Annotated in this window: 27 protein-coding genes; 10 read left to right on the top strand and 17 right to left on the bottom strand. The window is 67.6% G+C overall.

Going from position 1 to position 26109, the window contains the following annotated elements; all coding sequences use genetic code 11:
- Window positions 1-28: 28 nt before the first annotated feature.
- Window positions 29-1084 carry an MBL fold metallo-hydrolase gene (locus ACW173_RS04075; RefSeq protein WP_492083595.1) on the top strand — a complete coding sequence of 352 codons (1056 nt, stop codon included), beginning with the start codon at window positions 29-31 and terminating at the stop codon, window positions 1082-1084.
- A 40-nt stretch (window positions 1085-1124) separates the two neighbouring features.
- Here ACW173_RS04075 and ACW173_RS04070 read toward each other — a convergent pair whose 3' ends face one another.
- Window positions 1125-1628, bottom strand: coding sequence for a CarD family transcriptional regulator (locus ACW173_RS04070; RefSeq protein WP_295109222.1), 504 nt, complete (start codon window positions 1626-1628; stop codon window positions 1125-1127).
- 458 nt (window positions 1629-2086) lie between these two features.
- Window positions 2087-2428 carry a ferredoxin FdxA gene (gene fdxA / locus ACW173_RS04065; protein ID WP_492083594.1) on the bottom strand — a complete coding sequence of 114 codons (342 nt, stop codon included), beginning with the start codon at window positions 2426-2428 and terminating at the stop codon, window positions 2087-2089.
- 265 nt (window positions 2429-2693) lie between these two features.
- Here fdxA and ACW173_RS04060 point away from each other — a divergent pair, with 265 nt between their 5' ends.
- Entirely contained in the window at window positions 2694-4784 is a 2091-nt protein-coding gene (locus ACW173_RS04060; RefSeq protein ID WP_492083593.1) for a putative bifunctional diguanylate cyclase/phosphodiesterase, read from the top strand.
- A 36-nt stretch (window positions 4785-4820) separates the two neighbouring features.
- A complete protein-coding gene (locus ACW173_RS04055) occupies window positions 4821-6155 on the top strand; it encodes an ATP-binding protein (protein ID WP_492083592.1) in 1335 nt (444 codons plus the stop codon).
- On the opposite strand, the gene ACW173_RS04050 is transcribed toward ACW173_RS04055, so the two are convergent.
- Genes ACW173_RS04050 through ACW173_RS04040 form a run of 3 tightly spaced genes read right to left on the bottom strand, consistent with a single transcriptional unit; the run spans window position 6152 to window position 10676 of the window.
- Window positions 6152-6439: an RNA-binding S4 domain-containing protein gene (locus tag ACW173_RS04050; protein WP_492083591.1), complete on the bottom strand. Its 288-nt coding sequence runs from the start codon at window positions 6437-6439 to the stop codon at window positions 6152-6154. The two genes, ACW173_RS04055 and ACW173_RS04050, sit on opposite strands and share 4 nt — an antisense overlap.
- A complete protein-coding gene (locus ACW173_RS04045) occupies window positions 6436-8982 on the bottom strand; it encodes a helicase-related protein (protein ID WP_492083590.1) in 2547 nt (848 codons plus the stop codon). The genes ACW173_RS04050 and ACW173_RS04045 overlap by 4 nt, the downstream gene beginning before the upstream one ends.
- Before the next feature lie 47 nt (window positions 8983-9029).
- Complete coding sequence (locus ACW173_RS04040; protein WP_492083589.1) at window positions 9030-10676, bottom strand: amidohydrolase; 1647 nt, start codon at window positions 10674-10676, stop codon at window positions 9030-9032.
- A gap of 79 nt (window positions 10677-10755) precedes the next feature.
- Here ACW173_RS04040 and ACW173_RS04035 point away from each other — a divergent pair, with 79 nt between their 5' ends.
- Window positions 10756-11331, top strand: coding sequence for a methylated-DNA--[protein]-cysteine S-methyltransferase (locus tag ACW173_RS04035; protein WP_492083588.1), 576 nt, complete (start codon window positions 10756-10758; stop codon window positions 11329-11331).
- A gap of 186 nt (window positions 11332-11517) precedes the next feature.
- On the opposite strand, the gene ACW173_RS04030 is transcribed toward ACW173_RS04035, so the two are convergent.
- Entirely contained in the window at window positions 11518-11979 is a 462-nt protein-coding gene (locus tag ACW173_RS04030) for a DUF3617 domain-containing protein (RefSeq protein ID WP_492083587.1), read from the bottom strand.
- 244 nt (window positions 11980-12223) lie between these two features.
- Here ACW173_RS04030 and rpmB point away from each other — a divergent pair, with 244 nt between their 5' ends.
- A complete protein-coding gene (rpmB, locus tag ACW173_RS04025; RefSeq protein ID WP_125155294.1) occupies window positions 12224-12523 on the top strand; it encodes a 50S ribosomal protein L28 in 300 nt (99 codons plus the stop codon).
- Window positions 12524-12873: 350 nt separating this feature from the next.
- Here the strand turns inward: rpmB and ACW173_RS04020 are convergent, their stop codons facing one another.
- From ACW173_RS04020 to cobT, 4 genes are all read right to left on the bottom strand, one after another.
- On the bottom strand, window positions 12874-13173 hold the full coding sequence (locus ACW173_RS04020) for a hypothetical protein (protein WP_492083586.1): 300 nt from the start codon (window positions 13171-13173) through the stop codon (window positions 12874-12876).
- Window positions 13174-13521: 348 nt separating this feature from the next.
- Window positions 13522-13833, bottom strand: a complete 312-nt coding sequence (locus ACW173_RS04015) for a hypothetical protein (protein WP_492083585.1) — start codon at window positions 13831-13833, stop codon at window positions 13522-13524.
- 206 nt (window positions 13834-14039) lie between these two features.
- Entirely contained in the window at window positions 14040-15137 is a 1098-nt protein-coding gene (locus ACW173_RS04010) for an esterase-like activity of phytase family protein (RefSeq protein ID WP_492083584.1), read from the bottom strand.
- A complete protein-coding gene (gene cobT, locus ACW173_RS04005; RefSeq protein WP_492083583.1) occupies window positions 15134-17062 on the bottom strand; it encodes a cobaltochelatase subunit CobT in 1929 nt (642 codons plus the stop codon). Before cobT ends, ACW173_RS04010 begins: the two co-directional genes overlap by 4 nt.
- Window positions 17063-17168: 106 nt before the next feature.
- On the opposite strand from cobT, the gene ACW173_RS04000 reads away from it, so the two are divergent.
- Window positions 17169-17351 (top strand): DUF1328 family protein, encoded by a 183-nt coding sequence (locus tag ACW173_RS04000; RefSeq protein ID WP_492083582.1) that lies wholly within the window; start codon window positions 17169-17171, stop codon window positions 17349-17351.
- Window positions 17352-17432: 81 nt separating this feature from the next.
- Here ACW173_RS04000 and ACW173_RS03995 read toward each other — a convergent pair whose 3' ends face one another.
- Window positions 17433-18587 carry a DUF3089 domain-containing protein gene (locus ACW173_RS03995; RefSeq protein WP_492083581.1) on the bottom strand — a complete coding sequence of 385 codons (1155 nt, stop codon included), beginning with the start codon at window positions 18585-18587 and terminating at the stop codon, window positions 17433-17435.
- A 145-nt stretch (window positions 18588-18732) separates the two neighbouring features.
- On the opposite strand from ACW173_RS03995, the gene ACW173_RS03990 reads away from it, so the two are divergent.
- Window positions 18733-19683 carry an IMCp domain-containing protein gene (locus ACW173_RS03990; protein ID WP_492083580.1) on the top strand — a complete coding sequence of 317 codons (951 nt, stop codon included), beginning with the start codon at window positions 18733-18735 and terminating at the stop codon, window positions 19681-19683.
- 1 nt (window position 19684) lies between these two features.
- Here ACW173_RS03990 and ACW173_RS03985 read toward each other — a convergent pair whose 3' ends face one another.
- The 4 genes from ACW173_RS03985 to groES all read right to left on the bottom strand — a co-directional run bounded on the left by ACW173_RS03985 (window position 19685) and on the right by groES (window position 22354).
- Window positions 19685-19999: a hypothetical protein gene (locus ACW173_RS03985; RefSeq protein WP_492085901.1), complete on the bottom strand. Its 315-nt coding sequence runs from the start codon at window positions 19997-19999 to the stop codon at window positions 19685-19687.
- A gap of 39 nt (window positions 20000-20038) precedes the next feature.
- Complete coding sequence (locus ACW173_RS03980; RefSeq protein WP_492083579.1) at window positions 20039-20170, bottom strand: hypothetical protein; 132 nt, start codon at window positions 20168-20170, stop codon at window positions 20039-20041.
- 189 nt (window positions 20171-20359) lie between these two features.
- Entirely contained in the window at window positions 20360-22003 is a 1644-nt protein-coding gene (gene groL / locus ACW173_RS03975) for a chaperonin GroEL (protein ID WP_492083578.1), read from the bottom strand.
- Between the two features lie 60 nt (window positions 22004-22063).
- Complete coding sequence (groES, locus tag ACW173_RS03970) at window positions 22064-22354, bottom strand: co-chaperone GroES (protein ID WP_172270611.1); 291 nt, start codon at window positions 22352-22354, stop codon at window positions 22064-22066.
- Window positions 22355-22529: 175 nt separating this feature from the next.
- On the opposite strand from groES, the gene ACW173_RS03965 reads away from it, so the two are divergent.
- Both ACW173_RS03965 and ACW173_RS03960 read left to right on the top strand, forming a co-directional pair.
- Window positions 22530-22913 (top strand): VOC family protein, encoded by a 384-nt coding sequence (locus ACW173_RS03965; RefSeq protein WP_492083577.1) that lies wholly within the window; start codon window positions 22530-22532, stop codon window positions 22911-22913.
- Window positions 22914-22942: 29 nt separating this feature from the next.
- The gene (locus ACW173_RS03960; protein ID WP_492083576.1) at window positions 22943-23371 is read left to right on the top strand and encodes a DUF4345 family protein; all 429 of its coding nucleotides are present in this window, start codon (window positions 22943-22945) and stop codon (window positions 23369-23371) included.
- Here the strand turns inward: ACW173_RS03960 and ACW173_RS03955 are convergent.
- The gene (locus ACW173_RS03955; protein WP_492083575.1) at window positions 23368-23880 is read right to left on the bottom strand and encodes a methylated-DNA--[protein]-cysteine S-methyltransferase; all 513 of its coding nucleotides are present in this window, start codon (window positions 23878-23880) and stop codon (window positions 23368-23370) included. The two genes, ACW173_RS03960 and ACW173_RS03955, sit on opposite strands and share 4 nt — an antisense overlap.
- Before the next feature lie 163 nt (window positions 23881-24043).
- The gene (locus tag ACW173_RS03950) at window positions 24044-25351 is read right to left on the bottom strand and encodes an acyl-CoA dehydrogenase family protein (protein WP_492083574.1); all 1308 of its coding nucleotides are present in this window, start codon (window positions 25349-25351) and stop codon (window positions 24044-24046) included.
- 147 nt (window positions 25352-25498) lie between these two features.
- Between ACW173_RS03950 and ACW173_RS03945 the strand changes: the two genes are divergently transcribed.
- Window positions 25499-26095 (top strand): GNAT family N-acetyltransferase, encoded by a 597-nt coding sequence (locus ACW173_RS03945; protein WP_492083573.1) that lies wholly within the window; start codon window positions 25499-25501, stop codon window positions 26093-26095.
- Window positions 26096-26109: the final 14 nt, after the last annotated feature.

Raw genomic sequence — 26109 nt, 5'->3', positions numbered from 1 at the left:
TCCGTCAACCTTTGGCGGGGGCGGCGAGGTGGGTCATATTCGCGGCGTGCTAATCAGCGCGAGCCTGGGTCTGGCGTTGCTCGCGACGCCGGCCGTCGCATGGTCGGAAAGCCCTCTGGCGGACGGCTGTCCCAAGGCGAGCGCTGCCGAGGCCGCGCCCGCCGGTCCCCTGCGGATCACTTTCCTGGGGGTCTCGACGCTGCTCTTCGACGACGGCGAAAGCCAGTTGCTGGTCGACGGCTATTTCACGCGGCCCGACTTCGGCGACACGGTCCTGAGGCGCATCGGACCCGATCGGGGCGCGCTGGAACGGCGGCTCGAGACCTTGGGAATCGAGAACCTGCGCGCCGTGTTGGTCGCCCACGCCCACCACGACCACGCCATGGACGCGCCGATGATCGCGGATCTGCGCAAGGAGACGGTGCTGGTCGGCGGCCTTTCCACCGTGAACCTGGGCGTTGCCGCCAAGCTTGGGCCGGAGCGTCGATGTCAGGTTCACGATCGTCAGCGCTTTTCGTTCGGGCCCTACGACGTCGAGGTCTTCAAAGCGCCGCATGGCGATACGGGGCGTCTGCTAACCTGGGCCCTGGCCGGCGCCACTCCGCCCGACCAGGCTCTGCCGGCCCGTTTCTGGCGGTTGAAGGATCAGGAGAACTTCTCCTACCTCATCCGGCACGGCGGCCGGGAGATTCTGGTGCATCCCAGCGCGGGTTTCACACCGGGCGCCTATGCGGGAGTCTCCGCACAGGTCGTGTTCCTGGGGGCGGGGCGGCTGGGCAAGCGGTCGCGAGCGGAGATCGCCGATTACTGGCGAGAGGTCGGCGGCGCGGTCGGAGCCTGGACCATGATCCCGGTCCATTGGGACAACTTCATGCGGCCGATCGATGAACCGCTGAAGCCGATGCCCTGGCCTCTTGACCGTTTCGAGCTTGGACAGCAGAGGCTGGGCAGGGTGATCGCCGAGGGGAAACGTCCGGTAGCGATCCTGCGCCTGGACGCCCGTGATGCGCTGATCGTCGCGCCGGGCGGGGTGGTTTCGCTCGAGCGCGCCCTCCGATCCCCAAGCAAAAACGCCCCCCGCTGAGCGGGGGGCGTCTTGATCGTTCCGAACCGTGAAGAACCGCTTAGGCGGCCTTGACCAGCGACTTGGTCAGGATGCCGATGGCGGCTTCGCGGTCGATGCGCTCGATGGCGGCGACCTCGCGGGCCATGCGGTCGAGGGCCGATTCATACAGCTGGCGTTCCGAGTAGGATTGTTCCGGCTGGTTCTCGGCGCGGTGCAGGTCGCGGACCACTTCGGCGATCGAGATCAGGTCGCCCGAGTTGATCTTGGCTTCGTACTCTTGAGCGCGACGCGACCACATGGTGCGCTTCACGCGGGCGCGGCCCTTCAGGGTGGTCAGGGCTTGCGAGACGGTGCCGCCTTCCGCCAGCGGACGCAGGCCGGCCGTCTTGGCCTTCTTGGTCGGGACGCGCAGCGTCATTTTTTCATGGTCGAAGGTGATGACGTAGACTTCGAGCGACATGCCGGCCACTTCTTGGGTCTCGATCGCCTGGATGGTGCCCACGCCGTGCGCGGGATAAACGACGTGATCGCCGACCGAGAATTCCAGACCAGTCTTGCTCATGTTCGTCCTCATGTATGCGGGCCCGAGGGGCCCGAACGCCGTGTTCCAGATCAAATCAAAAACGACAGGTTCTTGCTCCGCGGAATAAGGTGCGCGGGGCCAGGCCTGTCAGGATTTGGAATAGATCTCTAAGACACCCTTCGCCTTCGATCGGGCGAGCCGGTTCAAATTGGCTTCTCGAACCAGCTTCTTCGACAAGACAGACGGTCGCGAATAGCCGCAGCCGTCACGTCGGCGACGACAATAGCATAAAATTCAGCCCTATGAAAGGGTTGCATCCCGGCATGCGGGACGCGCCGTCAAGCTTTCGCGGCCTGACGTCTTCTCAAGCTTGAGAAATCAAGGTGGGAGCGTGGCGGTCGAAAGTGTGGGCGGTTTCGGCGTTTGCCAGGCGCCACAAGATAGAAACCGGGCCTGCTCGTCCGTTTCTGATGTTCATCAGAAACGGGCAGGCTGGGTCAGGAGCCCTTGCCGGGCTTTTCGCTGAAGTACTTCTCGAACTTGCCGGTCTCGCGCTCGAACGCCTCGCGATCGGCGGGCGGCTCGCCCTTCACCGTGATGTTCGGCCAGATCTTGGCGTAGTCGGCGTTGATCTTCAGCCACTTGCCGTCGGCCTCGTCCTCGGTGTCCGGCTTGATGGCGTCGATCGGGCATTCCGGCTCGCAGACGCCGCAGTCGATGCATTCGTCGGGATTGATGACGAGGAAGTTCTCGCCTTCGTAGAAGCAATCGACCGGGCACACCTCCACGCAGTCCATGAACTTGCAGCGGACGCAGGCGTCGGTGACGATATAGGTCATCGAAAACTCTGATGAGATCGGACGGAGTTAGGCGCGGGCGTTTTCGAAGTCCCAGGCCTTCTTGTCAATGCGGCTTGGCCGCGCGCGGTCTCAGGAATTCTCTAGGCGTGGCCAGGGCGCGACGACTTTCTGCAACCCTAGGCCAGATCGTGGGGTGATGTCGCGCGGCATCGGGCCGTCTGGACGCAAACCATTTCTTATTGAACGAACGCGATTATGCCGACCAGGAAACGCCCAATAAAAACAAGGTCGGAAAGCCGACACAATGAAGATTGAAGCCTTGGCTGTCCAACCCACACTGGAGGCCGATACCGCCACGCGCGCCCTGGCCAGCGCGCGCGCGCGCGTGTTCGGCGAATTCGTACGCGAAATCCCGTTCGCCGCGGCCTTGCTGGACCGCGACCTGACGCTGGTCGCCGTCAGCCGCGAATGGGCCGAGCAGGGCATCGCCGCGGGCGTGGCGATCGGCGGCGACGCGGGCGCCGGCGGGCTGGTGGCTCCCGAGGACGCCGCCGTGCTGCTGGCCTGCGCCGAGGAGGGCGTTCCGTTCTCGCGCTATCTGCCGACGCTGGACGCGGCGGGGGCGCGGCATGTGTGGCGCACCGAGTTCAGCGCCTGCCAGGAGGCGGGCGAGACCTATGCGGTGATGATCACCGCCCGCGACGTCACCGGCTATGCCGAGAGCGTTCTACGCGCCGAGCGCGACCAGCAGCGCCTGAAGATGGCGCTGGAACTCGACGATCTGCTGGTCCGTGAATACGACCTGCGCACCCGCGAGATCTATTTTTCGGGCACCGCGCCCGAGCTGCAGAAGTGGTGCGTGTTCAAGGACGACCCGCTGGAGATCGTCCATCCCGACGACCGCCAGCGCTGCGCCGACCTCGTGGCCACCCGCAAGCTGGGCGAGGCCCGCGTCTTCGAGTTCAAGTTGAACCGCGACGACGACATCGAGACTTGGGTCCGCTCGGTCGGCAAGGTGTTCGTCGGCGCCGACGGCAAGCCCGAAAAGCTGGTCAACCTGTTCAAGGACATCACCGACCGCCGCCGGCAGACCGAGGCGATCGAGACCCTGGCCTTCAAGGATCCGCTGACGGCCCTCCCCAACCGCGCCCTGTTCCAGCACCGTTTCCAGGAGGCGGTGACGGCGTCGGAGACGCTGGGCGAGATGTTCGGCCTGATCATGATCGACGTTGATCACTTCAAGGACATCAACGACAGCCTGGGTCACGACGCGGGCGACGCGCTGCTCAAGCGCCTGGCCGGCATGCTGCAGCGCGCCTTCCGCAGCAACGACACGGTCGCGCGCCTGGGCGGCGACGAGTTCGCCGTGATCCTGCGCGGCCTGCACGGCGAGGCCGACATGCTGCGACCGATCGCCAAGCTGCAGGATCTGCTGCGCCAGCCGATCGAGCACGGCGGCCGCAGCTTCACCGCCAGCGCCAGCATGGGCGCCGCCCTGCACGGCGACCCGGACGCCGATCCGGCCCACATGATCAAGAATGCCGACATCGCGCTGTATCGCGCCAAGGAGGCCGGCCGGAACCGCAGCATCCTGTTCGAGCCGTCGATGCGGTCCGAGGTCGAGCAGCGGCTGGAGCTGCTGCGCGACGTCCGCCTGGCCTTGTCGGAGAACGAGTTCACCCTGTTCTACCAGCCGGTCGTCGACATCCGCGAAGGCAAGGTCGCCGGCTTCGAGGCCCTGATGCGCTGGGTCCACCCCGAGCAGGGCGTGCTGACCCCGGCCCGCTTCATGCCGGCCTTCGAGGACCAGGAGCTGTCCCTGAAGTTGGGCGACGTGGCCTTCGAGGCGGCGCTGCGCCAGATGCGCGAATGGCTGGACCAGGGCGTCGAGTTCGGCCGCGTGGCCGTCAATATCAGCTCGGCGCAGTTCCGCTCGGGCCGTCTGGCCGAAGAGATCCAGGAGCGCCTGGCCCGCTGGAACGTGCCGTGCGAGCGCCTAACCATCGAGGTCACCGAGAACGTTTATATGGGCTGGGGCTCCGACCTAGTCAGCGACACCGTCCGCCGGCTGCACGAGGCCGGGGTGATGATCGCCCTGGACGACTTCGGCACCGGCTACGCCAGCCTGGCCAACCTGCGCCAGTTCCCGATCGACCGCCTGAAGATCGACAAGTCCTTCGTCCAGAACGCCGAGGACGAGGCCATCGTGAAGGCCGTCATCACCCTGGGCGCCTCCATGGGCATGAAGGTGGTCGCCGAGGGCGTCGAGGACGCCGAACAGCTGGCGGCCCTGGATCGTTACGGCTGCGACCAGGTGCAGGGCTACCATTTCGGCCGCCCGATGCCGGCGGGGGCCGTCGCCGGCTTCCTGAAGGGGTTCGGGGCCAACCCTTAGTGGCCTAGAAGCTCGCGCTTCGTATAGCCTTTGGCCATGACACTGACGGTGCGCAAAGTGCTGCGGCGATCCCGCGGCTTCGTGGGGCGATCCATCTGGGTGGTGGTCGCCATCGTGCTGGTGCAACTGACGGCCAGCGTCGCCTTCTACAGCGCCATCGACCGCCAGACCCTGCGCGAGGACCACGCCCGGCGGATCGCCGAGCTGCTGGTCGTCGGCGAGCGGGTCAGCAAGCTGGGCCAGGCCGACTTCGACCAGGTGATGAGTTCGCACTACCTCCAGGCCGAGGTGGTGGCCCTGCCGCCGGAAGGGCCGCCGATCTCACGGGCCCAGACGAGCGAGGCGAACGCCATCGCCGACTATGTCCGCCGCTGGGAGCCGGCCCTGGCCAAGCAGCCGCTGCGCCTGTGGTCGGAGAGCCGGCCCGAGGGCGGCCGCGACCTGGTCGGCGTCATGGGGCTGAAGGACGGTCGCTGGCTGACCTTCCGCTCGCGCAACTTCCCCCGGCCCTGGCCGATCGCCCTGCGCGCGGTGGCCACGACCCTGGTCTTCTCTTTGGGCTGCTTGGGCCTGGGCGCCTACGCCCTGCGCCAGCTGGGCGAGCCCCTGCGCCGCCTGACGGAGGCCTCGCGCCACGTGGGCGAGAGCCCGCCGTCGCCGATCCTGATCGAGGGCCCCAATGACATCGTCGAGCTGGGGCGAGCCTTCAACGACATGCAGCGCCGCATCGCCAGCCTGATCGAAGACCAGGCGCGGGCCATGGAGGCGCTTAGCCACGACCTGCGCACCCCGCTGGCCCGCCTGACCCTGGCCGCGGACTATATCGAGCCCGACGACATCAAGGCCCTGGTCGAGGGCAATGTCGGCGAACTGGACGAGATGCTGCGATCCCTGGCCGACTGGCTGCGCGCCCAGCACTCGGCCAGCGCGCCCGAGCCCGTCGACCTACCGGCCCTGATCCATGGGGTCATGGCGCGCTGGCCGGACAAGGTCCGCTACGAGGGCGGCAAGACCCTGATCGTCACCACCCATCGCGGTCCGTTGGAGCAGGCCCTGATCCGGCTGGTCGACAACGCCGTGCGCTTCGGCGGCCAGGCCAAGGTGCGGCTGACGGCGGATGGTTCGGATGGGCCCCTGATCGAGGTGTTGGACCAGGGGCCGGGCCTGACCGACGAGGCGATGGCCCGCATCTACGAACCCTTCTTCCGAGGCGACGCCGCGAGGGCGCGCGACACCGGCGGCTTTGGCCTGGGTATCCCGACGGCCGAGCGCCTGATCAAGCGCTTCGGCGGCAAACTGGCTATCACCAACCGCGAAGGCGGCGGCGTCAGCGCGCGGATCTGGCCGCCGGTGGCGGTCTCGGAGGCTTAAGGCTCGACCGCTTCGTAGAGTCCACGCGCCTCGGTGGCTGGGCCTCGGCGTTCGCCGCAGTCCAGCACGCGAACGGCGATCAGGCGGCCGGCCAGGCCAAACACCACGACGTCGCCGGGCTTCACGGTGCGCGAGGGCTTGTCGATACGGGTCTCGGCGCCGGCGCGGGTCAGGCGGATGCGGCCCTCGTCGACGAACTTGGCGGCCAGGGAACGGGTCTTGAAGAAACGGGCGCGCCACAGCCAGACGTCGGCCCGGACAGACTCACCATGGGTGTCCGTCATGACGCGGCTTTCTGGGGCGCGGGCTTGCGGCGGCGCGGCTTCTTCCGCCGGGGCGGCGGTTCGGTCAGCTTGGCCAGCGCCGCGAACGGCGAGTCCGGACGGGCCTTGACCGGCTTCTGCTCTAGCTTGGCGGCGCCACGGCGCTTCCAGACGATCGGCTGGTCGGGCTTGGCGCGGATGGCGGGGGTGTAGTCCAGGGCCCGCAATACGTTGGAGGCCTGCCTGGCGGTCCAGCCCAGCTTTTCCAGCGCCTTGTCGGTCAAGATGACGCCGCCGTGGTGCTGTTCGGCGCGCAGCAGACCGTCGAGTTCTTCCAGCGCGTCCACCGGGATGCTGAATCCGGCCACGGCGCGCAGGCCGCTGGCCGAGAGCTCGCGGGCCGACGGCTCGGGCGAGGACAGGGGCTCCAGCGTCGTCAGCGCCCCGCGCCAGCCGGTCGGGTTCAGGGCGCGGGCGCAGGCGATGGCTTCGGCCTTGATCACGCCGGGGCAGTAGAGGCTGAACGCCCCGATCCGCACGCCCAGGCTCTTCAGGGTGCGGCGTTCGGCCTGGCTGAGCGCCTTCAGTTCCGGATCCACCGGACCCTTGTCCAGCACCCCACCGGCCTCCAGCAGGCGGTGGGCGACGCCGCGCGGCAGGCCCCGAAGTTCGCCGCCAGCCAAGGCGCGTTCCAGCTTGCGCAGCGGGGCCAGGTGCTTGTCGACCTCGCTGGCCAGGAAGGCGTCCAACCGTCGCTCGGCCCGCTCGCGCACGGCCGCCGCGCCCAGTTCGCCCAGCAGGCGGGCGCGGGGCGACAGCAGCGGCAGGCCGTGGCGCACCGCGCCGGCCGCCTCGCCGCGCCACAGGATCGCGCCGTCGGGCGTGAGGGCGAAGGCGTCGTCGGGCTCGCTGGCCAGCACGCCCAGGCGGCGGGCGATCTCGGGCCCGACCGCGCGCTGGGCGGCGTTGCGCAGGGCCTTTTCCTCCAGGGCGGAGGTGGCCTTGACCGGGGTGAAGGCCACGCCCGACAGGTGGCCGACCACGTGGCCCTCGACCGTCACCTCGCCGTCCTGGCCGACGCCGGCATACAGCGTCTCGCGTTCGCCCAGCTGCTTCATCAACACGCTGGTGCGGCGGTCGATGAACCGGGCCATCAGCTTTTCGTGCAGGGTGTCGCTGATCCGGTCTTCCAGCTGGCGGGTCAGGCCTTGCCAGTGGGCGGGATTGGCCACCCAGTCGGGGCGGTTGGCGATGTAGCTGAGCGTGCGCACGCCCGACAGCCGCGCGGCCAGGCTGTCGATCTCGCCGTCCGTGCGGTCCAGCGCCTTGTACTGGCTGTTGATCCAATCCTCGGGCAAGCGCTTGCGGCCGGTGGTCAGGTCGTCGAACAGGGTGCGCGCCATGCGCTGGTGGTCGTCGTCGGTGGTCTTGCGGAAGTCCGGCGTCTGGCAGACGTCCCACAGCCGCAGCAGGGCCGAGCGGTCGCTCTTGCAGCGCTTGATGACGTCCTCGTCCTTGGCCAAGGCCCGCAGGGTCCGCTCGTCCAGCGCCTCCTGCGACAGCGACAGGCCATTGCGCTTGGGTGTCTCGTTCAGAGACCGCAGCAGGCCCGGCAGCGAGCCGAAGTCCAGCCGGGCGTTGCGCCACTCGGCCTGGGTGATGGGTTCGAACGTGTGGCTCTCCACCGCCTCGACCAGGTCCTCGTCGATCTCCTCGCAGTCGCCGGTGACGCCGAAAGTGCCGTCGCGGGTGTAGCGGCCCGCGCGGCCGGCGATCTGGCCGACCTCCTGAGGATAGAGCCAGCGGGTGCGCTTGCCGTCGAACTTACGCAGGCCCGCGAAGGCCACGTGGTCGACGTCCATGTTCAGGCCCATGCCGATGGCGTCGGTGGCCACCAGGAAGTCGACCTCGCCAGATTGGTAGAGCGCGACCTGGGCGTTGCGGGTGCGGGGGCTCAAGCTCCCCATCACGACGGCCGCGCCGCCGCGCTGTCGGCGGATCAGCTCGGCGATGGCGTAGACCGCGTCGGTGGAGAAGGCGACGATCGCCGTCCGCCGGGGCAGGCGGGTCAGCTTCTTGGAGCCGGCATAGGACAGGTTGGAAAAACGCTCGCGCCCGACGATCTCGGCGTCCGGCAGCAGGCGGCGCACCAGCGGAGCCATGGTCGCCGAGCCCAGGAACATGGTCTCGAACTTGCCGCGCGCATGCAGCAGGCGGTGGGTGAAGATGTGGCCGCGCTCGGGATCGGCGCACAGCTGGATCTCGTCGACGGCCAGGAAATCGACCTCGCGGGCCAGCGGCATGGCCTCGACCGTGCAGACGAAATAGGCCGCGCGGGGCGGGGTGATCTTCTCCTCGCCGGTGATCAGGGCCACGGCGGCCTTGCCGCGCAGCTTGACGATCCGGTCGTAGATCTCGCGCGCCAGCAGGCGCAGCGGCAGGCCGATCATCCCGGAGGCGTGACCCAGCATCCGTTCGACGGCCAGATGGGTCTTGCCGGTATTGGTGGGCCCCAGGACCGCGGTCAGCTTCGAAGGGGCCAGGCCGGTCGAACGGTCACTCATATCTGGAAGGTGGGGCGGGAATCGTGGGGAGGCAAGGCGGTGCGGCGCTACGGCCGCGAGAACACCACCTTGCCATCCACCACCGTCAGCACCGGCTGGGCGGTGAGGATCTCCTTGGGCTCCACCGTCATCAGGTCTTTGTCGAAGGCCGTGACGTCGGCTTTTTTGCCAGCTTCCAGCGTGCCCAGTTCCTGCTCGCGGAACACCGCGTAGGCCGGGGCCAGGGTCAGCATCCTCAGGGCCTGGGCGCGGGTGACGGCTTCTTCCAAGTGCCAGTCGGCGTTTGCGAAGCCGGTCAGGCTGTGGCGGTGGACGGCGGCGTAGAACTCGATGCGCGGGTCGCCGACCTCGACCGGGGCGTCCGAACCGGCGGCCACCACGACGCCGGCCGTGAGGAAGTCCTTCCAGCGATAGCCCTCGTGCAGGCGCGCCTGGCCCAGGCGGGCGGGAGCGAAATAGAGGTCGCCGATCGCGTGGCTGGGTTGCATCGAGGCGATGACCCCCAGCTTGGCGAAGCGCGGCACGTCGGTGTCGGCGACGATCTGGGCGTGCTCGATGCGCCAGCGCGCGGCCTTGTCGCCGACGAGGCTCTGCTCGAACCAGTCCAGGGTCATGCGGTTGCCGCGATCGCCGATGGCGTGCATGGCCACCTGCGCGCCGACCGCCTTGGCCTGCTTCATCAAAGCCAGGCCCTTGTCTTGCGGGGTCAGCTGCAGGCCCAGGCTCTCGGCGTCGCTATAGGGTTCCAGCAGTGCCGCGCCGCGCGAACCCAGGGCGCCGTCCATATAGAGCTTGACGCCGCGTACGCGAATGAGACCCGTGGCGTCCGTTTGCGGACCCTTGGCCAGCACCTCGGCCGCGCCGCTGGGGTCCATGTAGTTGTCGACCCGGATCTTGAAGGCGCCCTTGGCGGCCTCGTCGCGCAGCAGGGCCAGGTCGTCACCCATGGCGCTCATATTGTCGAGCCCGGTCCAGCCGCGCGCGGCGTACAGTGATCCGGCCTTGCGGATGGCCTCGCGCTTGAGGGCTTCGGAGGGCGGCGGGATGACGCCCTCGACCAGGCCCTGGGCGTGGTCGATCAGCATGCCGTCGGGCTGGCCGTCGGCGCCTTTCAGGATCTGGCCGCCGGCTGGGGCGGCGGTGGTCGCCGTAACCCCGGCCTTGGCCAGTGCGGCGCTGGAGGCGACGCTGGCATGGCCGTCGGAGCGTTCCAGCACGATCACCCGGCCCGGCGCCGCGGCGTCCAGGTCGGCCTTGGTCGGAAAGCGCTTCTCGGGCCAGTGGGTCTCGATCCAGCCCCGGCCGAAGATCGCGCCTTCGGGATGGGCGGCGGCATAGGTCTTCACGGTGGCGACGAGGTCGGCGACCGACTGGACCTGGTCCAGGTTCAGGGTCAGCTCGCGCAGACCGATGCCGACCAGGTGGGCGTGGGCGTCGACGAAGCCGGGATAGGCGGCCGCGCCCTTCAGGTCGATGTCGCGAGCGTCCTTGGCCGCCTTGCCCTTGGCGGCGGCCAGCGGACCGACGAACAGGATCTTGTCGTCGCGGATCAGCACCGCCTCGGCGGTGGGCGCCGCGTCGACTCCCGTATGGATCGGACCGCCGTGGATCAGGATGTCGGCGGCGTTCGCGCCGCCCGCGAGGGGCGCCAAGGCCATTGGGACGGCCAGAAGGGCGAGAAGAATCGGGCGCAAGAGCGGCCTCCGAGAGCAAGTTCCGGAAATCGTAAGGGCGGCGCCTCCCAACTCGCAACAGGCCTGCTATTTTTCTCGCATGACCGCCCAGGGTTTCACCCTTTTCGACACCGAGATCGGGCGCTGCGGCCTTGCCTGGGGCGAACGCGGCCTGATCGGCGTGCAATTGCCGGAAAGCTCGCCGGGCGCGGCCTGGGCAAGGCTGCGGAGGCGATTCCCGGACGCGGTCGAGGCCGAGCCCTCCGTCGAAATCGAAATGGTCATCGAGCGGATCCGCGACCTGCTGGCCGGCGGCCGCGACGACCTGTCGGACATTCCCCTGGATCTGGACGGCCAGTCGACCTTCAACCTGCGGGTCTACGAAATCGCCCGGGCGATCACGCCCGGCGACACCTCGACCTATGGCGAGGTGGCCAAGGCCATGGGCGAACCGGGCGCGGCGCGGGCCGTCGGCAAGGCCCTGGGCGAAAACCCGTGGCCGATCGTGGTGCCTTGCCACCGCGTGCTGGGGTCTTCTGGGCACATGGGTGGCTTCTCGGCCCCCGGCGGCGCGGAGACCAAGGCCAAGCTGCTGACCATCGAGAAGGCCAGGACCAGCGAGACGCCGACGCTGTTCGATTTGGAATTCTCGGTCGCGCCGCCGCGCATCCCCTGACCCCGTCATTCCGCCACAAGGGCGAGAGTGACGGAGACGCAACGCTTAACGCGCGCTAACGCTTCTCCGAACAGGGGCGAAACGAATCAGGACCGAATCGGCGACGTTTCCCGATTCAGTGTTTGTTCCCTACAAGCTATTGTAGCTTAAAGCGGATTAACCACAAATCGGCTTCAGGAAGCGCGCCTACTTGGCGGCCGTTTCTTCCGGCGGGCACTCGGCCGAAAGGCGCTTGGCCGTCAGGCTGCCGGCCAGCGGCATCCCGCTGATGGTCTTGATGTGGATGTTCATCTTGAAGGCCTCGGGCGAGTAGGCGCCGTCGGCCGTGACCGGCGAGACGCGCTCCTTCTTGTCGGTCCAGGTGCCCTTCAGCTGGATCTTGCCGTCGCGCACGACATTGGTCGTGTACTCACAGCGATAGCGCTTGGTGCAGATCCCGCGTGAGAACTGCTCGGTGTCGGCGGGCTTGAGGCACTTGGTCTCGTTGCTGACCGGGATCATGCCGATCTTGTAGTCGTACTCCCACTGGCCAGGCAGAATCGTCGAATGGGCGGAGGCGCGCGCCGCGGGCTGGGCCAGGCTGAAACCGGCGATAGCCACGCCCGCGCAGAGGGCCAGGGCGGAAGCGGCGAGGGCGGTGGAACGCATACGACGGGTCTCCTTCATGCAGCTCCCTATATAGAGTGCGATATGAACCGTGCTTGAAGGCGGGGGTGAGGCGTCCGGTTCCTTCACGGATGGCGGCCGACAGCCTTGACTCATGCATGGGCCTTCGCCTATATCGCCCGCTCTCGCGCGGTCGGCCTGGTCCAACCGTGTGTCCGAATTCATATCTTATCGGAGCCAGGCTCTTCACCGAGCCAGCGGTTTCGCCCAAGCCAAGGTAACCACCATGTCGCGCCGTTGCGAACTTACCGGTATCGGTCCGATGGTCGGCCACAATGTGAGCCACTCGAACATCAAGACCAAGCGCCGCTTCCTGCCGGCCCTGTCGCCCGCCACGCTCCAGTCGGAGTCGCTGGGCCAGAGCTTCAAGCTGCGCATCAGCAACGCGGCCCTGCGCACCCTGGACTTCAAGGGCGGCCTGGACGTGTTTCTGCTGGGCGCCAAGGACGAGCAGCTGTCGCCGCGCGCCCTGAAGATCAAGTCGCAGGTCAAGGCCAAGGCCAAGGCCGCCGCTCAAGCCGCCTAAGGCTCAAGACGGTTCTCGACTGAACAAAAAGCCCGCTGGGATCGCTCCCGGCGGGCTTTTCGTCGTGCGTGAGGCCTAGGCCTGGGCCGGTGATCCGAACCAGCGGTCGAGCGCCTTCGCCGGCCCTGTCTCCGCGGAGGCGGCCAAGGCTCCTCGTTCACCAGGGGCGGTAATCCGACCACAATGGGCGGGCCAAGAATTCTCGGCCTGAATTTGTTTGTCCCCAGACACAGGTCGGCCCGAAGCGCCACGGACGCATCGCGCCGGCGCAAGCCTCCATCCAGACAAGCAAAACCCGCCGCGACCGAGCCGCGGCGGGTTTGGAAGCTTGTACTGTAGTGGGAGGTCGCTTAGCGAGCGACGACCGCGCCCGAGGCCGGGTTGGCGGTGTTGTAGGCCGACAGAGCCGGGTTGTTGATCTTCGACACGGCGTCGTTGACCGAGGCGCGGATGCAGGCCGGATACAGGTAGCCGGCGAGGGCTTCGCCGCGGATGTCTTGCCAGCACACGGTCGAGGCGGCTTTGACGATTTCGGCGCGGACTTCGGCGGCCGATTTGCCGGCGACCTTGACGCGCATTTCGGCGGCCGAGGCGGGAGCGGCGGCGGCGAGGACGATGGCCGAAGCGGCCAGAACGATGGAGCGGATCATCTCGAAAGTTCCGAAAGGGGGTTGCGATCAACCACCTCCAGACGCGTTCCCCTGACGGTCCGTTTCCGGTCTGTCGCCTGTTTGGCCGTCGCGTTGCATATAGCGACGTTCTCTTGGGTTATCAACGATTATATTGCATTGCACCCTAAGCTTGAGCGCGTGAGTGCTTCGCGTGCGAACAACCGATCGCAGGCCAGAAAACGGGCATGAAAAAGCCCACGAGACCGGAGTCTCGTGGGCCTATTCTCAGGCGTACGGTCCCGAGCCTGTCGTTCGGACAGGATCGATTCCTTAGTGAGAGCGTGGCCTAACGCCGAAACCGCTCACACTTTCGGTCGCCGCGCTTGTTTAGCGGACGGCGACGCGCATGAAGTAGACGCTGCGGCCCTGGGCCTTGTTGTAGGCGACCAGTTCGCGGCTCTTGGTGCGCAGGACGGCGTCGCGGGTGACTTCGCGCACGCAATAGGGGGCCAGGTCCGAAGCGTTCGGATTGCCGGCCAGGTCGTCCTGGCAGAGTTGCTTGGCGGCGCCGACGATATCGGCGTGGACTTCGGGGGTGGCGCGACCGGCGACCTTGATGGTGATTTCACCGGCGCTGGCCGAGGTGGCGGCGGCGGTGGACATCAGGGCGGCGATGGCGATAGCGAGCAGACGGATCATTTTGATAGTCCCGGAAAGGAGGTTGGATTCAACCGCCTCCAGGTGCGTTCCTCTGACGGCCCCCAGGATCTCGCCTCGTCGTCCGTCGAGGACATGGGTAGATGGTACCGGTACCTATTGCAAGTGCGAAATTAGATTTTCCGGACAAAAGTTCAATATAATCATATAGTTGGATATGAAACTGTCTCGTTCGAAACGAAACGGTCTTAGCGCTTGCGAACGGGCTTCCGGGCGGGTTTGGGCGGCAGCGGCGCTGGCATGGGCGGGGCGACCCAGTCGAAGGCCAGCAGCAGGGTGCGCTGGTTGTTGCTGACCGCGCCGTCGTCGGAGATCAGATAGATCCGCGTGGAGCCGGCGGGCGCGCCCGGAGGCGGACCGGTCAGGGACACGCCTTCGAAGTTGTCGCGTGGCATGGCGCCTTCGATGCGCAAGGCGGCGGACGTCCGCTGCTGCGCCAGGGGCTTGGTCGGGTCGGAGATGAAGCGCACCACCGAGCGCCAGCCGCGCACCGGGTCATAGCCGCGATGCAGGGTGGCGACGGCCGCGCCCGAGAAGGGCGCGAAGCCCGTCAGGCCCCAGGTGAAGTCCGGGCCCGACTGCGGCGGCAGCGCCTTGCAGTCGGTCGACAGGCGGCACAGCCACGCCTCGCCCTCCTCGCCGCCGACGATGTAGGCGTCGGGGCCGGCGGCCGGATAGGCCGAGATCGCCTCCATGCCCTCGTTGTCGGGGAAGATGGTGGCGGGCTTGGGGGCGGGGGCGGGACGGCTCCAGGTTCCGTCGGAGCTGACGGCGTAGCGCCAGATGCGGTGGTCGCGCTCGAAGCTGACCAGGCGGTCGCCGTTGGGCAGCACGGCCAGGCCCTCGGCGTCGGCATGCTGCTTGTTCTGCAGCGGCTGCCCGTCCAGGCCCTTCAGGGGCTGCAGCTTGCCGTCGGTGACGCCGATCAGGCGGCCGGTGGCGTCCAGCCGCAGCCTGGCCTCGAAAAGGTCGCCGTCGTCGCTGATCGCCGTCAGCCGGCCGTCGATCGTGACCGACAGGTCCGAGAGGCCGTGCAGGCGGGTGGTGTCGGCGCTGGTCAGCACCAGGCCGCCGGCATAGGTGAAGCCGCCCTCCACCGTGACCTTGGCCGGATTGGCCGCGTCCAGCGGCACGGGCGTGGCCATGACGCCGATCTCGGGGCCGGCCTTGACCGGGGCCGCCGGGACCATGGGGGCGGGCGGGGCTCTGCGCGGTGTGCACTGGGTGGCCATGCCGCCCAGGCCGCCGACCAGGCCCAGGATCAGCGCGAGACGCGGACCGATCACGCGTGGACCTTGCCCGGGGCCTTGGCCGCCTGAGGCGTGACCACCGGGGGCGGAGCCAGCAGCCCGCGCGCGCGGGCGATCTGGCGCGGTTCTTCCTCGAACAGGGCGGCCAACTGCTCGACTAGCACCCCGCCCAGCTGCTCCACGTCGACGATGGTGACGGCGCGACGATAGTAGCGGGTGACGTCGTGGCCGATGCCGATGGCGATCAGCTCCACGGGGCTCTTGCCCTCGATCTCACCGATGACCTGGCGCAAGTGACGCTCCAGATAGTGGCCTGAATTGACGCTGAGGGTGGAGTCGTCCACCGGCGCGCCATCGGAAATCACCATCAGAATGCGGCGGGCTTCGGGCCGGTTGATGACGCGCTGGTGCGCCCACATCAGGGCCTCGCCGTCGATATTCTCCTTCAGGAGCCCCTCGCGCATCATCAGGCCCAGGTTCTTGCGCGCGCGCCGCCAGGGCGCGTCGGCGGCCTTGTAGATGATATGTCGCAGGTCGTTCAGGCGACCCGGGGCGCCGGGCTTGCCGGCCTTGATCCACTCATCGCGACTGGTCCCGCCTTTCCAGGCGCGGGTGGTGAAGCCCAGCACCTCGGTCTTGACCCCGCAGCGCTCGAGCGTGCGCGCCAGGATGTCGGCGCAGATCGCCGCCACCATGATCGGCCGCCCGCGCATCGAGCCGGAATTGTCGATCAGCAGGGTCACGACCGTGTCGCGGAACTCCTGGTCCTCTTCCTGCTTGAACGACAGCGGCGCGGTCGGGTCGATGATCACCCGCGTCAGCCGGGCGACGTCCAGCATCCCCTCCTCGAGATCGAAGGTCCAGGCGCGGTTCTGCTGGGCCAGCAGGCGACGCTGCAGCTTGTTGGCCAGGCGCGAGACCACGCTGGAGAGCGCCGATAGCTGCTGGTCCAGATAGGCCCGCAGGCGCGTCAGCTCCTCGGCGTCGCACAGGTCCTCGGCGTCGACGACCTCGTCGTGGGCCGTCGTGAAGATCTTGTACAGCGGCTCGCCGCCCTGGGCCTGGCTGGTGTCGGGACGCGCGGCCTTGGCGCCGTCGCCCATGTCCGGCGTCTCGTCGGACTCCTCGGGCTCGCCCTCCTGGTCCGACTGCACCATCTCCTCGTCGCCGGACTCGGTCTCGCGGTCGGAGGCTTCGCTTTCCTGGGGGGAAGAGCCCTCGGGCTGTTCGCCTTCGCCCTCGCCCTGATCCTCGTCGGAATTCTCGGTCGCGCCCTCGTCTTCGCCGTCGTCCTCGTCGGCGCTTTCGGTGGCCTCGGACATCTCCTCGCCGAGATCCAGGTCGCGGAGGATCTCGCGGCTCACCCGGGCGAAGGCGGCCTGGTCGTCGATGGCGGCGGCCAGGCGGTCCAGGTCCTTGCCGGCCTTCATCTCGATGTCGTTGCGCAGGATGTCGACCAGAGCCTTGGCCCCGTCGGGCGGCGCGTCGCCGGTCAGGCGCTCGCGGACCATCAGGCCCAGGATCTCGGCCATGGGGGCGGACTGGCGGTCGGTGGCGACGGCGCGGGTCAGGCCCTGCTTCTCCAACCGCGCCTCGAGGGCGGCGGTCAGGTTCTGGCGGACGCCGCCGAGCGCATTGGCGCCGATGGCTTCCAGCCGGGCCTGCTCGATCGACTCGAACGCCGCCTGGCCGTCGGGCGAGGCGGGGCGGGCGCGGGCGTGGGCCATCGGGTCGTGGTGAGCCAGGCGCAGGGCCATCTGGTCGGCCAGGCCCCGGATGCGCGCGGCCTCTTTCGAGGACAGGTCGCGCGGCGGATGCGGCAAGATCGCCCGCTTGCCCAGCAGCTGGGGACCGTCGCCCGAGAACACGACCTCCAGGTCCGGCGTCTCGGCGAGCGAGCGCGCGGCGTGCGCCAGGGCGCGCTTGAAGGGTTCGGTCGGGCTTTCGGGCTTGGAGGCCATGGCTTCGAGTTAGCGGTGCCGAGCGGCGAAAACAAGGAACGGCGTGCTCAAGCGGGGCGTTGTTTTCCCAACGGCGCCGCTCGCGCGCCCCTGGAAGGAAACGCAAATGCTCAAGTGGGCCATCATTCTCGCCGTTGTCGCCCTGATCGCTGGCGCGCTCGGGTTCACGGGCGTCGCGGGCGCGGCGGCGGGCGTGGCCAAGATCCTGTTCTTCCTGTTCCTGCTCGGCTTCGTGATCGTGATGCTGCTGGGCGCGACCGTGTTCAAGGCGGCGACCGGCCCGAAATAAGCCTCCGCACGCCTTGCGCGGGCCGGAGCGGAGTCGACCCCGCCGCCGGCATGAGATGGCGCTAGGACCCGTGGGTGGGTCCTAGCGTCCCGCGTACGCCTCGGCCTGACGATCGGCCAGGGCCACCAGGTCGCCCATCTCCAGATTGACGTCGATCAGGTGCAGGCCCCAGTCCTTCAGGACGCCGCCGGGCACGACGATGTCGCCGGTGATCTCGTCGGTGCGCGGATCGGCCGGGTCGGCATTCACCTTCACCGCCAGATAGCTGAAGTCGCCTTCGTTGACGCACTTGGCCGATAGCAGGCCGGGCAGTGACACGAACGGCGTCGACACCGTTACGTCCTTGGCGAAGGGCTTCGGCGGCAGGCTCGACAGAAACGGCTTGCTGCCCAGATAGGCGTGCAGGGTCGCCTCGTCGGTCGAGCCCTTGCCGGCCAGCAGAGCGGCGGGGTTCACACAGCCCGCGCGGCGGCCCTGCTCGTCGGTCTTGCCAAACCGGCTGTTGGCCGGCGGCGGGGCGGCCTCACGGAACGAGACATAGGTGACGAGGCACCCGGCCTGGTCGGCCTTCGCGCACAGCGGGATCGTGCCGAACTCGCCGTCGGCCACCGGGGTGTTCATGCCCAGCACATAGGCCGAGATCATCTGCTTCTGGGCCGGCTTGCCATCGATCTCGTTTTTCAGCAGGTCCAGCAGCATGCGCGAGCCCTGGCTGTGGCCGATCAGGACGACGCCGCGGCCTTTGTTCTCGTTGGCCAGATACCAGCGCCAGGCGTCGCGCACGTCGCCATAGGCCAGGACCCCGTTGCCCGGCGAGGGCTGGCCCATCATCACCGAGCGCAGGGCCGCCAGGGTCACCTGGCGGTACATCGGGGCGAAGACCCGGCACTTGCTGGCGAAGCGGGCCAGCTGTTGTTCGACCACCCGCCGCTCGGCCTCGTCGATGACCATGTCGCTGTTGCCGCCCGGATCGGTCGAGACGGTTGGATAGACGTAGAAGCAGTCATAGCTCGGCGCGGTGGCGGCCTTGAACGTCTCGATGGAGGTCTTGCCGTCGGCCAGGACAACCGTCGTCGTCTGGTCGACCGCGCAGGCGTCGGCTCGGCCGGGCCAGCATAGCCAGCTGTCCTTGTTGCCGTAGTCGTTGGGCGCGACGTTCGCCGGGCCTTGCGCGCAGGCCGCGCCAGTCAGGGCCAAGCCCAGGGTCAGGGCCATCGCGGCCAGAGTCTTCGCCATCCGTCGTCTTCCCTCAAACATCCGTTTGGCGCGGAGCATGACCACAGAGATCACCGGTCGCCAAGAGGCTTTGGCGCCGGGATTGCGGGGATAGGCGAGAGTCGTCCCGCCCCGGGACGGCAGAGCTTTGCGTACGAGGTCGGCGATGACTCTCCGGACCCTTCTTCTTGTCGGCGCCACGGCCGCTTTCGCCAGCGCGGCGGCGGTTTCGCCCGCCTTGGCCGACGGCTTCCCCGGCGCGCCGGCGCGGGGCGAGCATGTGCCGAAACGGGCCGCTCCGAAGCCCAGGCCCCGGACCAAGGTCGTCTATGTCGACCGCCCGGTCGTCGTGGAAAAGCGCGTGCCGGTCTATGTCGACCGTCCCACCACCCAGATCGTCGAGAAGGTCATCGACCGGCCCGTCATCATCGAGAAGCGCGTCGAAGTGCCGATCGTGAAGGTGGTCGAAAAGCCGGTCGTCGTCGAAAAGCGCATCGAGGTCCCCGTCGAGCGGATCGTCGAGAAGCGGATCTATGTCGACCGCCCCGTCGACCGGGTCATCGAGAGGCCGGTGGTGGTCGAGAAGCGGGTCGAGGTGCCGGTCGAACGCATCGTCCAGGTGCCGGTCGAGAAGATCGTCAAGGTCGAGCGGGTCGTCGAAAAGCCCGTCTATATCGACCGCCCGGTCTATGTGGATCGTCCCGTCTATGTCGATCGTCCAGCCGCTCGCTACCAGGAGCGCGCCGTCGAGAGCTACGAGGAAACCCGCGAGACCGAACGCTACGAGGAGAGCTCGTCGTCTTCGAGCTATTCGGGCTCGCGCTACGGTTCGGGCGGCGGCTGGAACGCTGGCTCGGCCCCGGCCCAGGCCTGGGGTGGTTATGTCGAGCCGCCGCCGCTGCCGATGGGCTATGTCGGCGCGCAATCGGGCGGGCGTGGCGGCGGCTATGGCGGCTATGGCCTGGTGGGCGGCGGCGGATGGGCTGGCGGCTACGCCTCGGGCCGGGCGTCGTCCTCGGCCAGCGCGTCAGCTTCGGCGTCGTCGTCGGTCTCGGTGCGCGTCGGCGGACGCGGCGGCGGCGGTGGCTGCAACTGCGGCGGCGGCAAGCGCCACTAGGTCAGAGCGAGAGCCAGCGGCGCGGGTTCTTGTCGCCCAGCGCGCGCGCCTCGCCGGGCTTGAGGCCTAGGTCCCGCATGCGGAAGGCGACGATCTCGCGCAAGGCCTCGACCGGTTCCTTGCCGCCCACGGGGCTGGAGGCGACCGAGCCGGCGTTCATGGCCAAGTCGACGGCCGCCCACTCGGCCTGGGCGCGGTCGGCCTTGCCGACGGCGAAGTAGTGGCGGACGGGCATGCGCTCGCCCGGAACCTCGACCATGACGCCGATGACCCAGCCTTGAACGATCAGATCGGCGTCGGGGCGCTGGCGGAACATCAGCCGCATGTAGCCCTGACCGAGCCTCGCGGAAAGGGCTCAGCCGATAAGCTGGAACGCCGCCTGGCTCAGCAGGCCCAGCACGAGCCAGGCCGATAGAGCGACAATCACCAGCGTCGGCCGTGAAACGCGACGCCGACGATGGGTGGGAATTTCACGCACGAACGCCATCAACCGCCTCCATGCTCAAGAGCTATGGGGCCGTTAACGCCTGTGGCGAAATTTGGATGCGGACGATTTTCGCCTGTCACGGGAAGGTGAGGCGGGCGTCATTCGCACGCGCGTCACGGCGAAAGAAAAAGGGCGGAGCCTCGCGGCCCCGCCCTCATCTTTTTCAGCTCGTGAGCCGACGTGGACTTCTTAGAAGTCCATGTCGCCCATGCCGCCCGGCATGCCGCCGCCGGCCGGAGCGCCGCCGCCCTTCTTGGGGGCTTCGACGATCGCGGCTTCCGTGGTGATCAGCAGGCCGGCCACCGAGGCGGCGTTCTGCAGAGCCGTGCGGACCACCTTGGCCGGGTCGATGACGCCGTCGGCGACCAGGTCGACATACTGCTCGCTCTGGGCGTTGAAGCCGAACGCGCTCGAGTCGCTTTCCAGGATCTTGCCGACCACGATCGAACCTTCGACGCCGGCGTTCTCGGCGATCTGGCGGATCGGCGATTGCAGGGCGCGACGGACAATGGCGATGCCGGCCGTCTGGTCGTCGTTGTCGCCGGTCACGCCGGCCAGGGCCTTGGAAGCCCACAGCAGAGCGGTGCCGCCGCCCGGGACGATGCCTTCATCGGCGGCCGCGCGGGTCGCGTTCAGGGCGTCGTCGACGCGGTCCTTCTTTTCCTTCACTTCGACTTCGGTCGAGCCGCCGACGCGGATGACCGCGACGCCGCCGGCCAGCTTGGCCAGACGCTCTTGCAGCTTTTCCTTGTCGTAGTCCGACGTGGTGTCTTCGATCTGGCGCTTGATCTGGGCGATGCGGGCTTCGATCGCTTCCTTCTCGCCAATGCCGTCCACGATCGTGGTGTCGTCCTTGGTGATCGAGATCTTCTTGGCCTTGCCCAGCATGTCGAGCGAGACGTTCTCGAGCTTGATGCCCAGGTCTTCGCTGACGACTTGAGCGCCGGTCAGGATGGCGATGTCTTCCAGCATGGCCTTGCGGCGATCGCCGAAGCCCGGTGCCTTGACGGCGGCGACGCGCAGGCCGCCACGCAGCTTGTTGACGACCAGCGTGGCCAGGGCCTCGCCTTCGACGTCTTCGGCGATGATGACCAGCGGGCGGCCCGACTGCACGACGGCTTCCAGCACCGGCAGCAGCGGCTGCAGCGACGACAGCTTCTTTTCGAACAGGAGGATCAGCGGCTCTTCCAGCTGAACTTCCATCTTGTCGGCGTTGGTGATGAAGTACGGCGACAGGTAGCCGCGGTCGAACTGCATGCCCTCGACGACGTCGAGTTCGGTCTCGGCGGTCTTGGCTTCTTCGACGGTGATGACGCCTTCGTTGCCGACCTTGTCCATGGCCTTGGCGATCATCTCGCCAACTTCCTTGTCGCCGTTGGCCGAGATGGTGCCGACTTGAGCGATTTCAGCGTTGGTCGTGACCTTCTTCGAGGACTTCTTGATGTCCTCGACGGCGATCAGGACGGCCTTGTCGATGCCGCGCTTCAGGTCCATCGGGTTCATGCCGGCCGCGACCGACTTGAGGCCTTCCTGGACGATGGCCTGGGCCAGGACCGTGGCGGTCGTGGTGCCGTCGCCGGCCTTGTCGTTGGTCTTCGAGGCCACTTCGCGGATCATCTGCGCGCCGAGGTTCTCGAACTTGTCAGCCAGTTCGATTTCCTTGGCGACCGAGACGCCGTCCTTGGTGGTGCGCGGGGCGCCGAACGACTTTTCGATGACGACGTTGCGGCCCTTGGGGCCCAGGGTCACCTTCACGGCGTTGGCGAGGATGTTGACGCCGCGCAGCATCTTGTCGCGCGCGTCGGAACCGAAATAAACGTCTTTAGCGGCCATGGAGGGCGCCTTTCTGAAATAGGAATTTCGAGGAAGAAAGTGTCTAGGAGGCGGGAGGGATTAGCCCTCGACCACGCCCAGGACGTCGCTTTCCTTCATGATCAGGAGATCCTGACCGTCGACCTTCACTTCCGTGCCCGACCACTTGCCGAACAGGATGCGGTCGCCGGCCTTGACGTCCAGGGCGACGACGTCGCCCTTGTCGTTACGCGCGCCGGGACCGACGGCGACGACTTCGCCTTCCTGCGGCTTTTCCTTGGCGGTGTCGGGGATGATGATCCCGCCCTTGGTCTTGGTTTCTTCTTCGACGCGCTTCACGAGGACGCGGTCGCCCAGGGGACGAAATTTCATTGTGGTTCTCCGTCGGAACGGTTTGTGTAAAGGCTTCGCTGGACCCGAGGAGCGCTGCTGTTAGCAGTCACTACCGTCGAGTGCCAACGCCGAGCGTGAGTTAGGCAGGGCGCTCGGGGGAGTCAAGGACGACGACCGCGAACTTTTTGCGGCGCGGTTAATGCGGGAGGGTTCGATGTTCGATCATGTGGGGTTCGGGGTGGCCGACTTCCAGCGTTCCGCGGTCTTTTATGACGCCGCGCTGCGCCCGCTGGGGATCCGCCAACTGTATGTCGTGCCCAAGGAATTCACCGGTGGGGTGGACGCCGTCGGCTATGGCGTCACGCGGCCGATGTTCTGGATTTCCGAGCAGGACGCGACCCAGGGCAAGCTCCACGTGGCCTTCGCGGCCGAGACGCGCGCCCAGGTCGACGCCTTCTACGAAGCGGCGCTGAAATCCGGTGGAAAAGACAATGGTCCGCCCGGACTTCGCCCACATTACGATAAGGACTATTACGGCGCGTTCGTTCTGGACCCGGATGGCTTCAACGTCGAGGCCGTCTGCCGCGCGCCAGAGTAGCGTCGAGAATAGCAGGAGCAACAAGGCCCATGTCGAGCTACGTCCTGTCGCTGTTCCTGGCGGTTCTGGCCTGCGTCATAGGCGGGACCCTGGGCGGCATGATCCTGGCGCGGCCGCAGACCATGCTGGGCCTGGCGGGACTGGCCGACGAAGAGACGCCAAAGGCGCCGCTGTTCGCCGAGGGGCGCGCCCTGGGCGGGGTGCTGATCGCCGCGCACGGAGTCGCGGCCCTGTATCTCGGCTACCAGCCCCGGATCGGCGCGGCCATGGCCCTGGCCCTGGCCGTCGCCTGGCTGGGCGCGGCCGCGGGCCGGGCGCTGTCGGCGGCGCTGGACGGCGAGGCTGGGCGCTACAATCGCGGCGCGATGGTGTTCAACGCCCTGATCGGTGTCACGCTCAGCTTGCCGTTCTTCCAGATCGGCAAGGTCGTCCTGCACGGGGCGGCGAGGCTGGCTTAGAGCGCCTTCTCGTGGGTAAGCAGCCAGCGCTTGCGTTCGATGCCGCCGCCATAGCCGGTCAAGGTTCCGTCCATGCCGATCACGCGGTGGCAGGGCGCGACGATGCTGAGCGGGTTGGAGCCATTGGCATGGCCGGCGGCGCGGATCGCGGCCGGACGACCGGCGCGGCGCGCCAGCTCGGAATAGGTGATGGTCTGGCCGGCCGGAATTTCCGTCAGAGCCGTCCACACCGCGTGCTGGAAGGCCGTGCCGTTGGTCGTCCAGGGGATGGTGTTCAGAGCCGCGAAGTCGCCAGCGAAATAGGCGACCAAGGCTGACCGTATCGTGGCCGGCGCCGCGCCGACGTCGGGCCGCGGCGCGCCGTAGTGGGTCTTCAGCAGCCGATCCAGCCGGGGCTCGTAGTCATGGAAGTCGATGGCCCGCAGCAGGCCCGCCTCATCGGTGACGATCAGCAACTCGCCGATGGGCGAGGGCGCGCGGTCCAGGATAAGGCGGGCGGGACGACTCATGGGGGGAGTGTCGCCGGGAGAGGCGAGACTGTCCGCCCGGAATATGCGATCACGTGCCCCCTCCGCGCTTCGCGCTCCTCCCCAGAGGGGGAAGAAGCATCTTCCGCCCCCTCCGGGGCGGACGACCGCGAAGCGGTCCGGTGGGGGCAAGTGAGGCGCTAGATCACCGGATCCCCGGCACGTGCAGGGCCGCTTCCTTCTCGGCCTTCTGCTTGAAGACCAGGTCGCCGTACTTGCCGTATTCCATCCGCGCGATCGTGCGCTGGTGCACTTCGTCCGGACCGTCGGCCAGGCGCAGCGTGCGGATGCCGGCATACGCTTTCGCGAGCCCGAAGTCGGTGGTCACGCCGCCGCCGCCGTGGGCCTGGATGGCGTCGTCGATGATCTTCAAAGCCAGGCGCGGCGCGGCGACCTTGATCATGGCGATCTCCAGACGGGCCGACTTGTTGCCGGCCTTGTCCATCATGTCGGCGGCCTTCAGGCACAGCAGGCGGCACATCTCGATGTCGATGCGGGCGTCGGCGACACGCTCTTCCCACACCGAGTGGTCCGAGACGTACTTGCCGAAGGCCTTCCGGCTCATCAGGCGCTTGCACATCTTTTCCAGCGCGACTTCCGCCGTGCCGATGGTGCGCATGCAATGGTGGATGCGGCCGGGGCCCAGGCGACCCTGGGCGATCTCGAAGCCGCGGCCTTCGCCCAGCAGCAGCGCGTCCTCGACCGGCACGCGCACGTCCTTGAGGATGACCTCGGCGTGGCCGTGCGGGGCGTCGTCATAACCGAACACCGGCAGCATGCGGACGATCTCGATGCCCGGCGCGTCCAGCGGGACCAGGACCTGGCTCTGCTGCTGGTGGCGGCTGGCGTTGTCGGGATCGGTCTTGCCCATGACGATGGCGACCTTGCAGCGTGGATCGCCGACGCCCGACGACCACCACTTGCGGCCGTTGATCACATAATGGTCGCCGTCGCGCTCGATGCGGGTCTCGATATTGGTGGCGTCCGAGCTGGCCACCGCCGGCTCGGTCATCAGGAAGGCCGAACGGATCTCGCCGTTCATCAGCGGGCGCAGCCACTTCTCCTTCTGCGCCAGCGTGCCGTAGCGCATCAGCACTTCCATGTTGCCGGTGTCGGGCGCGGAGCAGTTGAACACCTCCGAAGCGAAGCCGACCTTGCCCAGCTGTTCGGCGATCAGGCTGTATTCCAGATTGGTCAGCTGCACGCCTTCGAACTGGAAACTATCATCCACATGCACTTGGCCGCTGTGCGGCGGCATGAAGAAGTTCCACAGGCCGGCGGCCTTGGCCTTGGCCTTCAGCTCCTCGACGACCTGGACGACCTTCCAGCGCTCGGCGCCAAGGACGTTCATCTCGGCCTCGTAGACCGGGATCGCCGGATAGATGTGCTCTTCCATGAACGCGGTCACGCGATCCAGGAAGGCGCGCTGCGTGGGGGAGATATCGAAGTCCATGGCCGTTCCCTCTGCCCGCTGTCTTATGTGTCAAACGCTTGTTTGAAGTGGTTGTAGACCGGCTTTACGCGGGCGGCAAGCGGTCCTGTCCGAACCTGGCCCAGAACCTGGGTTGTCATCGGGGCGCTCCTGTTCGAAAACGGGGCCATGCTGACCTTGACCGCCGACACCCTGCAGGGCCGCTACGTCCGGCTCGAACCGATCACCGTCGATCACCGCGACGAGCTGAAGGCCGCCATCGACTGCGATCCCGATAGCTGGGAGATCATGTCGGTCAACGGTTGCGGCGAGGGCTTCGAGGACTTCTGGGGCGCCCTTCAGGGCGAGACCGACCGTGGCGAACGCATCGCCTTCGCCATCCGTCGCCTGTCCGACGGCAAGGTCGTCGGCACGTCCAGCTACATGAACATCCGCCGACTGCACGGCGGACTGGAGATCGGCTCGACGTTCCTGAACCCGGAGGTGCGTTCGGGGCCGATCAATCCGGAGAGCAAGCGCCTGATGCTGTCGCACGCCTTCGAAAAGGCCGGGGCGATCCGGGTGGAGCTGGTCACCGACGTGCGCAACGCTCGCAGCCAGGCGGCGATCCAGAAACTGGGCGCGACCAAGGAAGGCGTGCTGCGCAATCACAAGGTCACCTGGACCGGCCACGTGCGCGACACCGCCGTCTTCTCGATCACCGACTATGACTGGCCGGCGATCCGCGAACGGCTGGAGTTCCGCCTGAGCGAGACATTCGTCTAGAGCGCCCAAGGTGG

Source organism: Caulobacter sp. ALps2 (assembly GCF_058681635.1).
This window is presented reverse-complemented; position numbering and strand designations above follow the sequence as displayed.

Bases quoted from the DNA above. Each gene is read 5' to 3' on its own strand.
- fdxA (WP_492083594.1), bottom strand. From the start codon at position 2,428: ATGACCTATATCGTCACCGACGCCTGCGTCCGCTGCAAGTTCATGGAC.
- ACW173_RS03965 (WP_492083577.1), top strand. From the start codon at position 22,530: ATGTTCGATCATGTGGGGTTCGGGGTGGCCGACTTCCAGCGTTCCGCG.
- rpmB (WP_125155294.1), top strand. From the start codon at position 12,224: ATGTCGCGCCGTTGCGAACTTACCGGTATCGGTCCGATGGTCGGCCAC.
- ACW173_RS04035 (WP_492083588.1), top strand. From the start codon at position 10,756: ATGACCGCCCAGGGTTTCACCCTTTTCGACACCGAGATCGGGCGCTGC.
- ACW173_RS04020 (WP_492083586.1), bottom strand. From the start codon at position 13,173: ATGATCCGCTCCATCGTTCTGGCCGCTTCGGCCATCGTCCTCGCCGCC.
- ACW173_RS03980 (WP_492083579.1), bottom strand. From the start codon at position 20,170: ATGGCGTTCGTGCGTGAAATTCCCACCCATCGTCGGCGTCGCGTTTCA.
- ACW173_RS04015 (WP_492083585.1), bottom strand. From the start codon at position 13,833: ATGATCCGTCTGCTCGCTATCGCCATCGCCGCCCTGATGTCCACCGCC.
- ACW173_RS04000 (WP_492083582.1), top strand. From the start codon at position 17,169: ATGCTCAAGTGGGCCATCATTCTCGCCGTTGTCGCCCTGATCGCTGGC.
- cobT (WP_492083583.1), bottom strand. From the start codon at position 17,062: ATGGCCTCCAAGCCCGAAAGCCCGACCGAACCCTTCAAGCGCGCCCTG.
- ACW173_RS04030 (WP_492083587.1), bottom strand. From the start codon at position 11,979: ATGCGTTCCACCGCCCTCGCCGCTTCCGCCCTGGCCCTCTGCGCGGGC.
- groL (WP_492083578.1), bottom strand. From the start codon at position 22,003: ATGGCCGCTAAAGACGTTTATTTCGGTTCCGACGCGCGCGACAAGATG.
- ACW173_RS04050 (WP_492083591.1), bottom strand. From the start codon at position 6,439: ATGACGGACACCCATGGTGAGTCTGTCCGGGCCGACGTCTGGCTGTGG.
- ACW173_RS03995 (WP_492083581.1), bottom strand. From the start codon at position 18,587: ATGGCGAAGACTCTGGCCGCGATGGCCCTGACCCTGGGCTTGGCCCTG.
- ACW173_RS04055 (WP_492083592.1), top strand. From the start codon at position 4,821: ATGACACTGACGGTGCGCAAAGTGCTGCGGCGATCCCGCGGCTTCGTG.
- ACW173_RS03950 (WP_492083574.1), bottom strand. From the start codon at position 25,351: ATGGACTTCGATATCTCCCCCACGCAGCGCGCCTTCCTGGATCGCGTG.
- ACW173_RS03960 (WP_492083576.1), top strand. From the start codon at position 22,943: ATGTCGAGCTACGTCCTGTCGCTGTTCCTGGCGGTTCTGGCCTGCGTC.
- groES (WP_172270611.1), bottom strand. From the start codon at position 22,354: ATGAAATTTCGTCCCCTGGGCGACCGCGTCCTCGTGAAGCGCGTCGAA.
- ACW173_RS04070 (WP_295109222.1), bottom strand. From the start codon at position 1,628: ATGAGCAAGACTGGTCTGGAATTCTCGGTCGGCGATCACGTCGTTTAT.
- ACW173_RS03990 (WP_492083580.1), top strand. From the start codon at position 18,733: ATGACTCTCCGGACCCTTCTTCTTGTCGGCGCCACGGCCGCTTTCGCC.
- ACW173_RS03945 (WP_492083573.1), top strand. From the start codon at position 25,499: ATGCTGACCTTGACCGCCGACACCCTGCAGGGCCGCTACGTCCGGCTC.
- ACW173_RS03985 (WP_492085901.1), bottom strand. From the start codon at position 19,999: ATGTTCCGCCAGCGCCCCGACGCCGATCTGATCGTTCAAGGCTGGGTC.
- ACW173_RS04060 (WP_492083593.1), top strand. From the start codon at position 2,694: ATGAAGATTGAAGCCTTGGCTGTCCAACCCACACTGGAGGCCGATACC.
- ACW173_RS04045 (WP_492083590.1), bottom strand. From the start codon at position 8,982: ATGAGTGACCGTTCGACCGGCCTGGCCCCTTCGAAGCTGACCGCGGTC.
- ACW173_RS03955 (WP_492083575.1), bottom strand. From the start codon at position 23,880: ATGAGTCGTCCCGCCCGCCTTATCCTGGACCGCGCGCCCTCGCCCATC.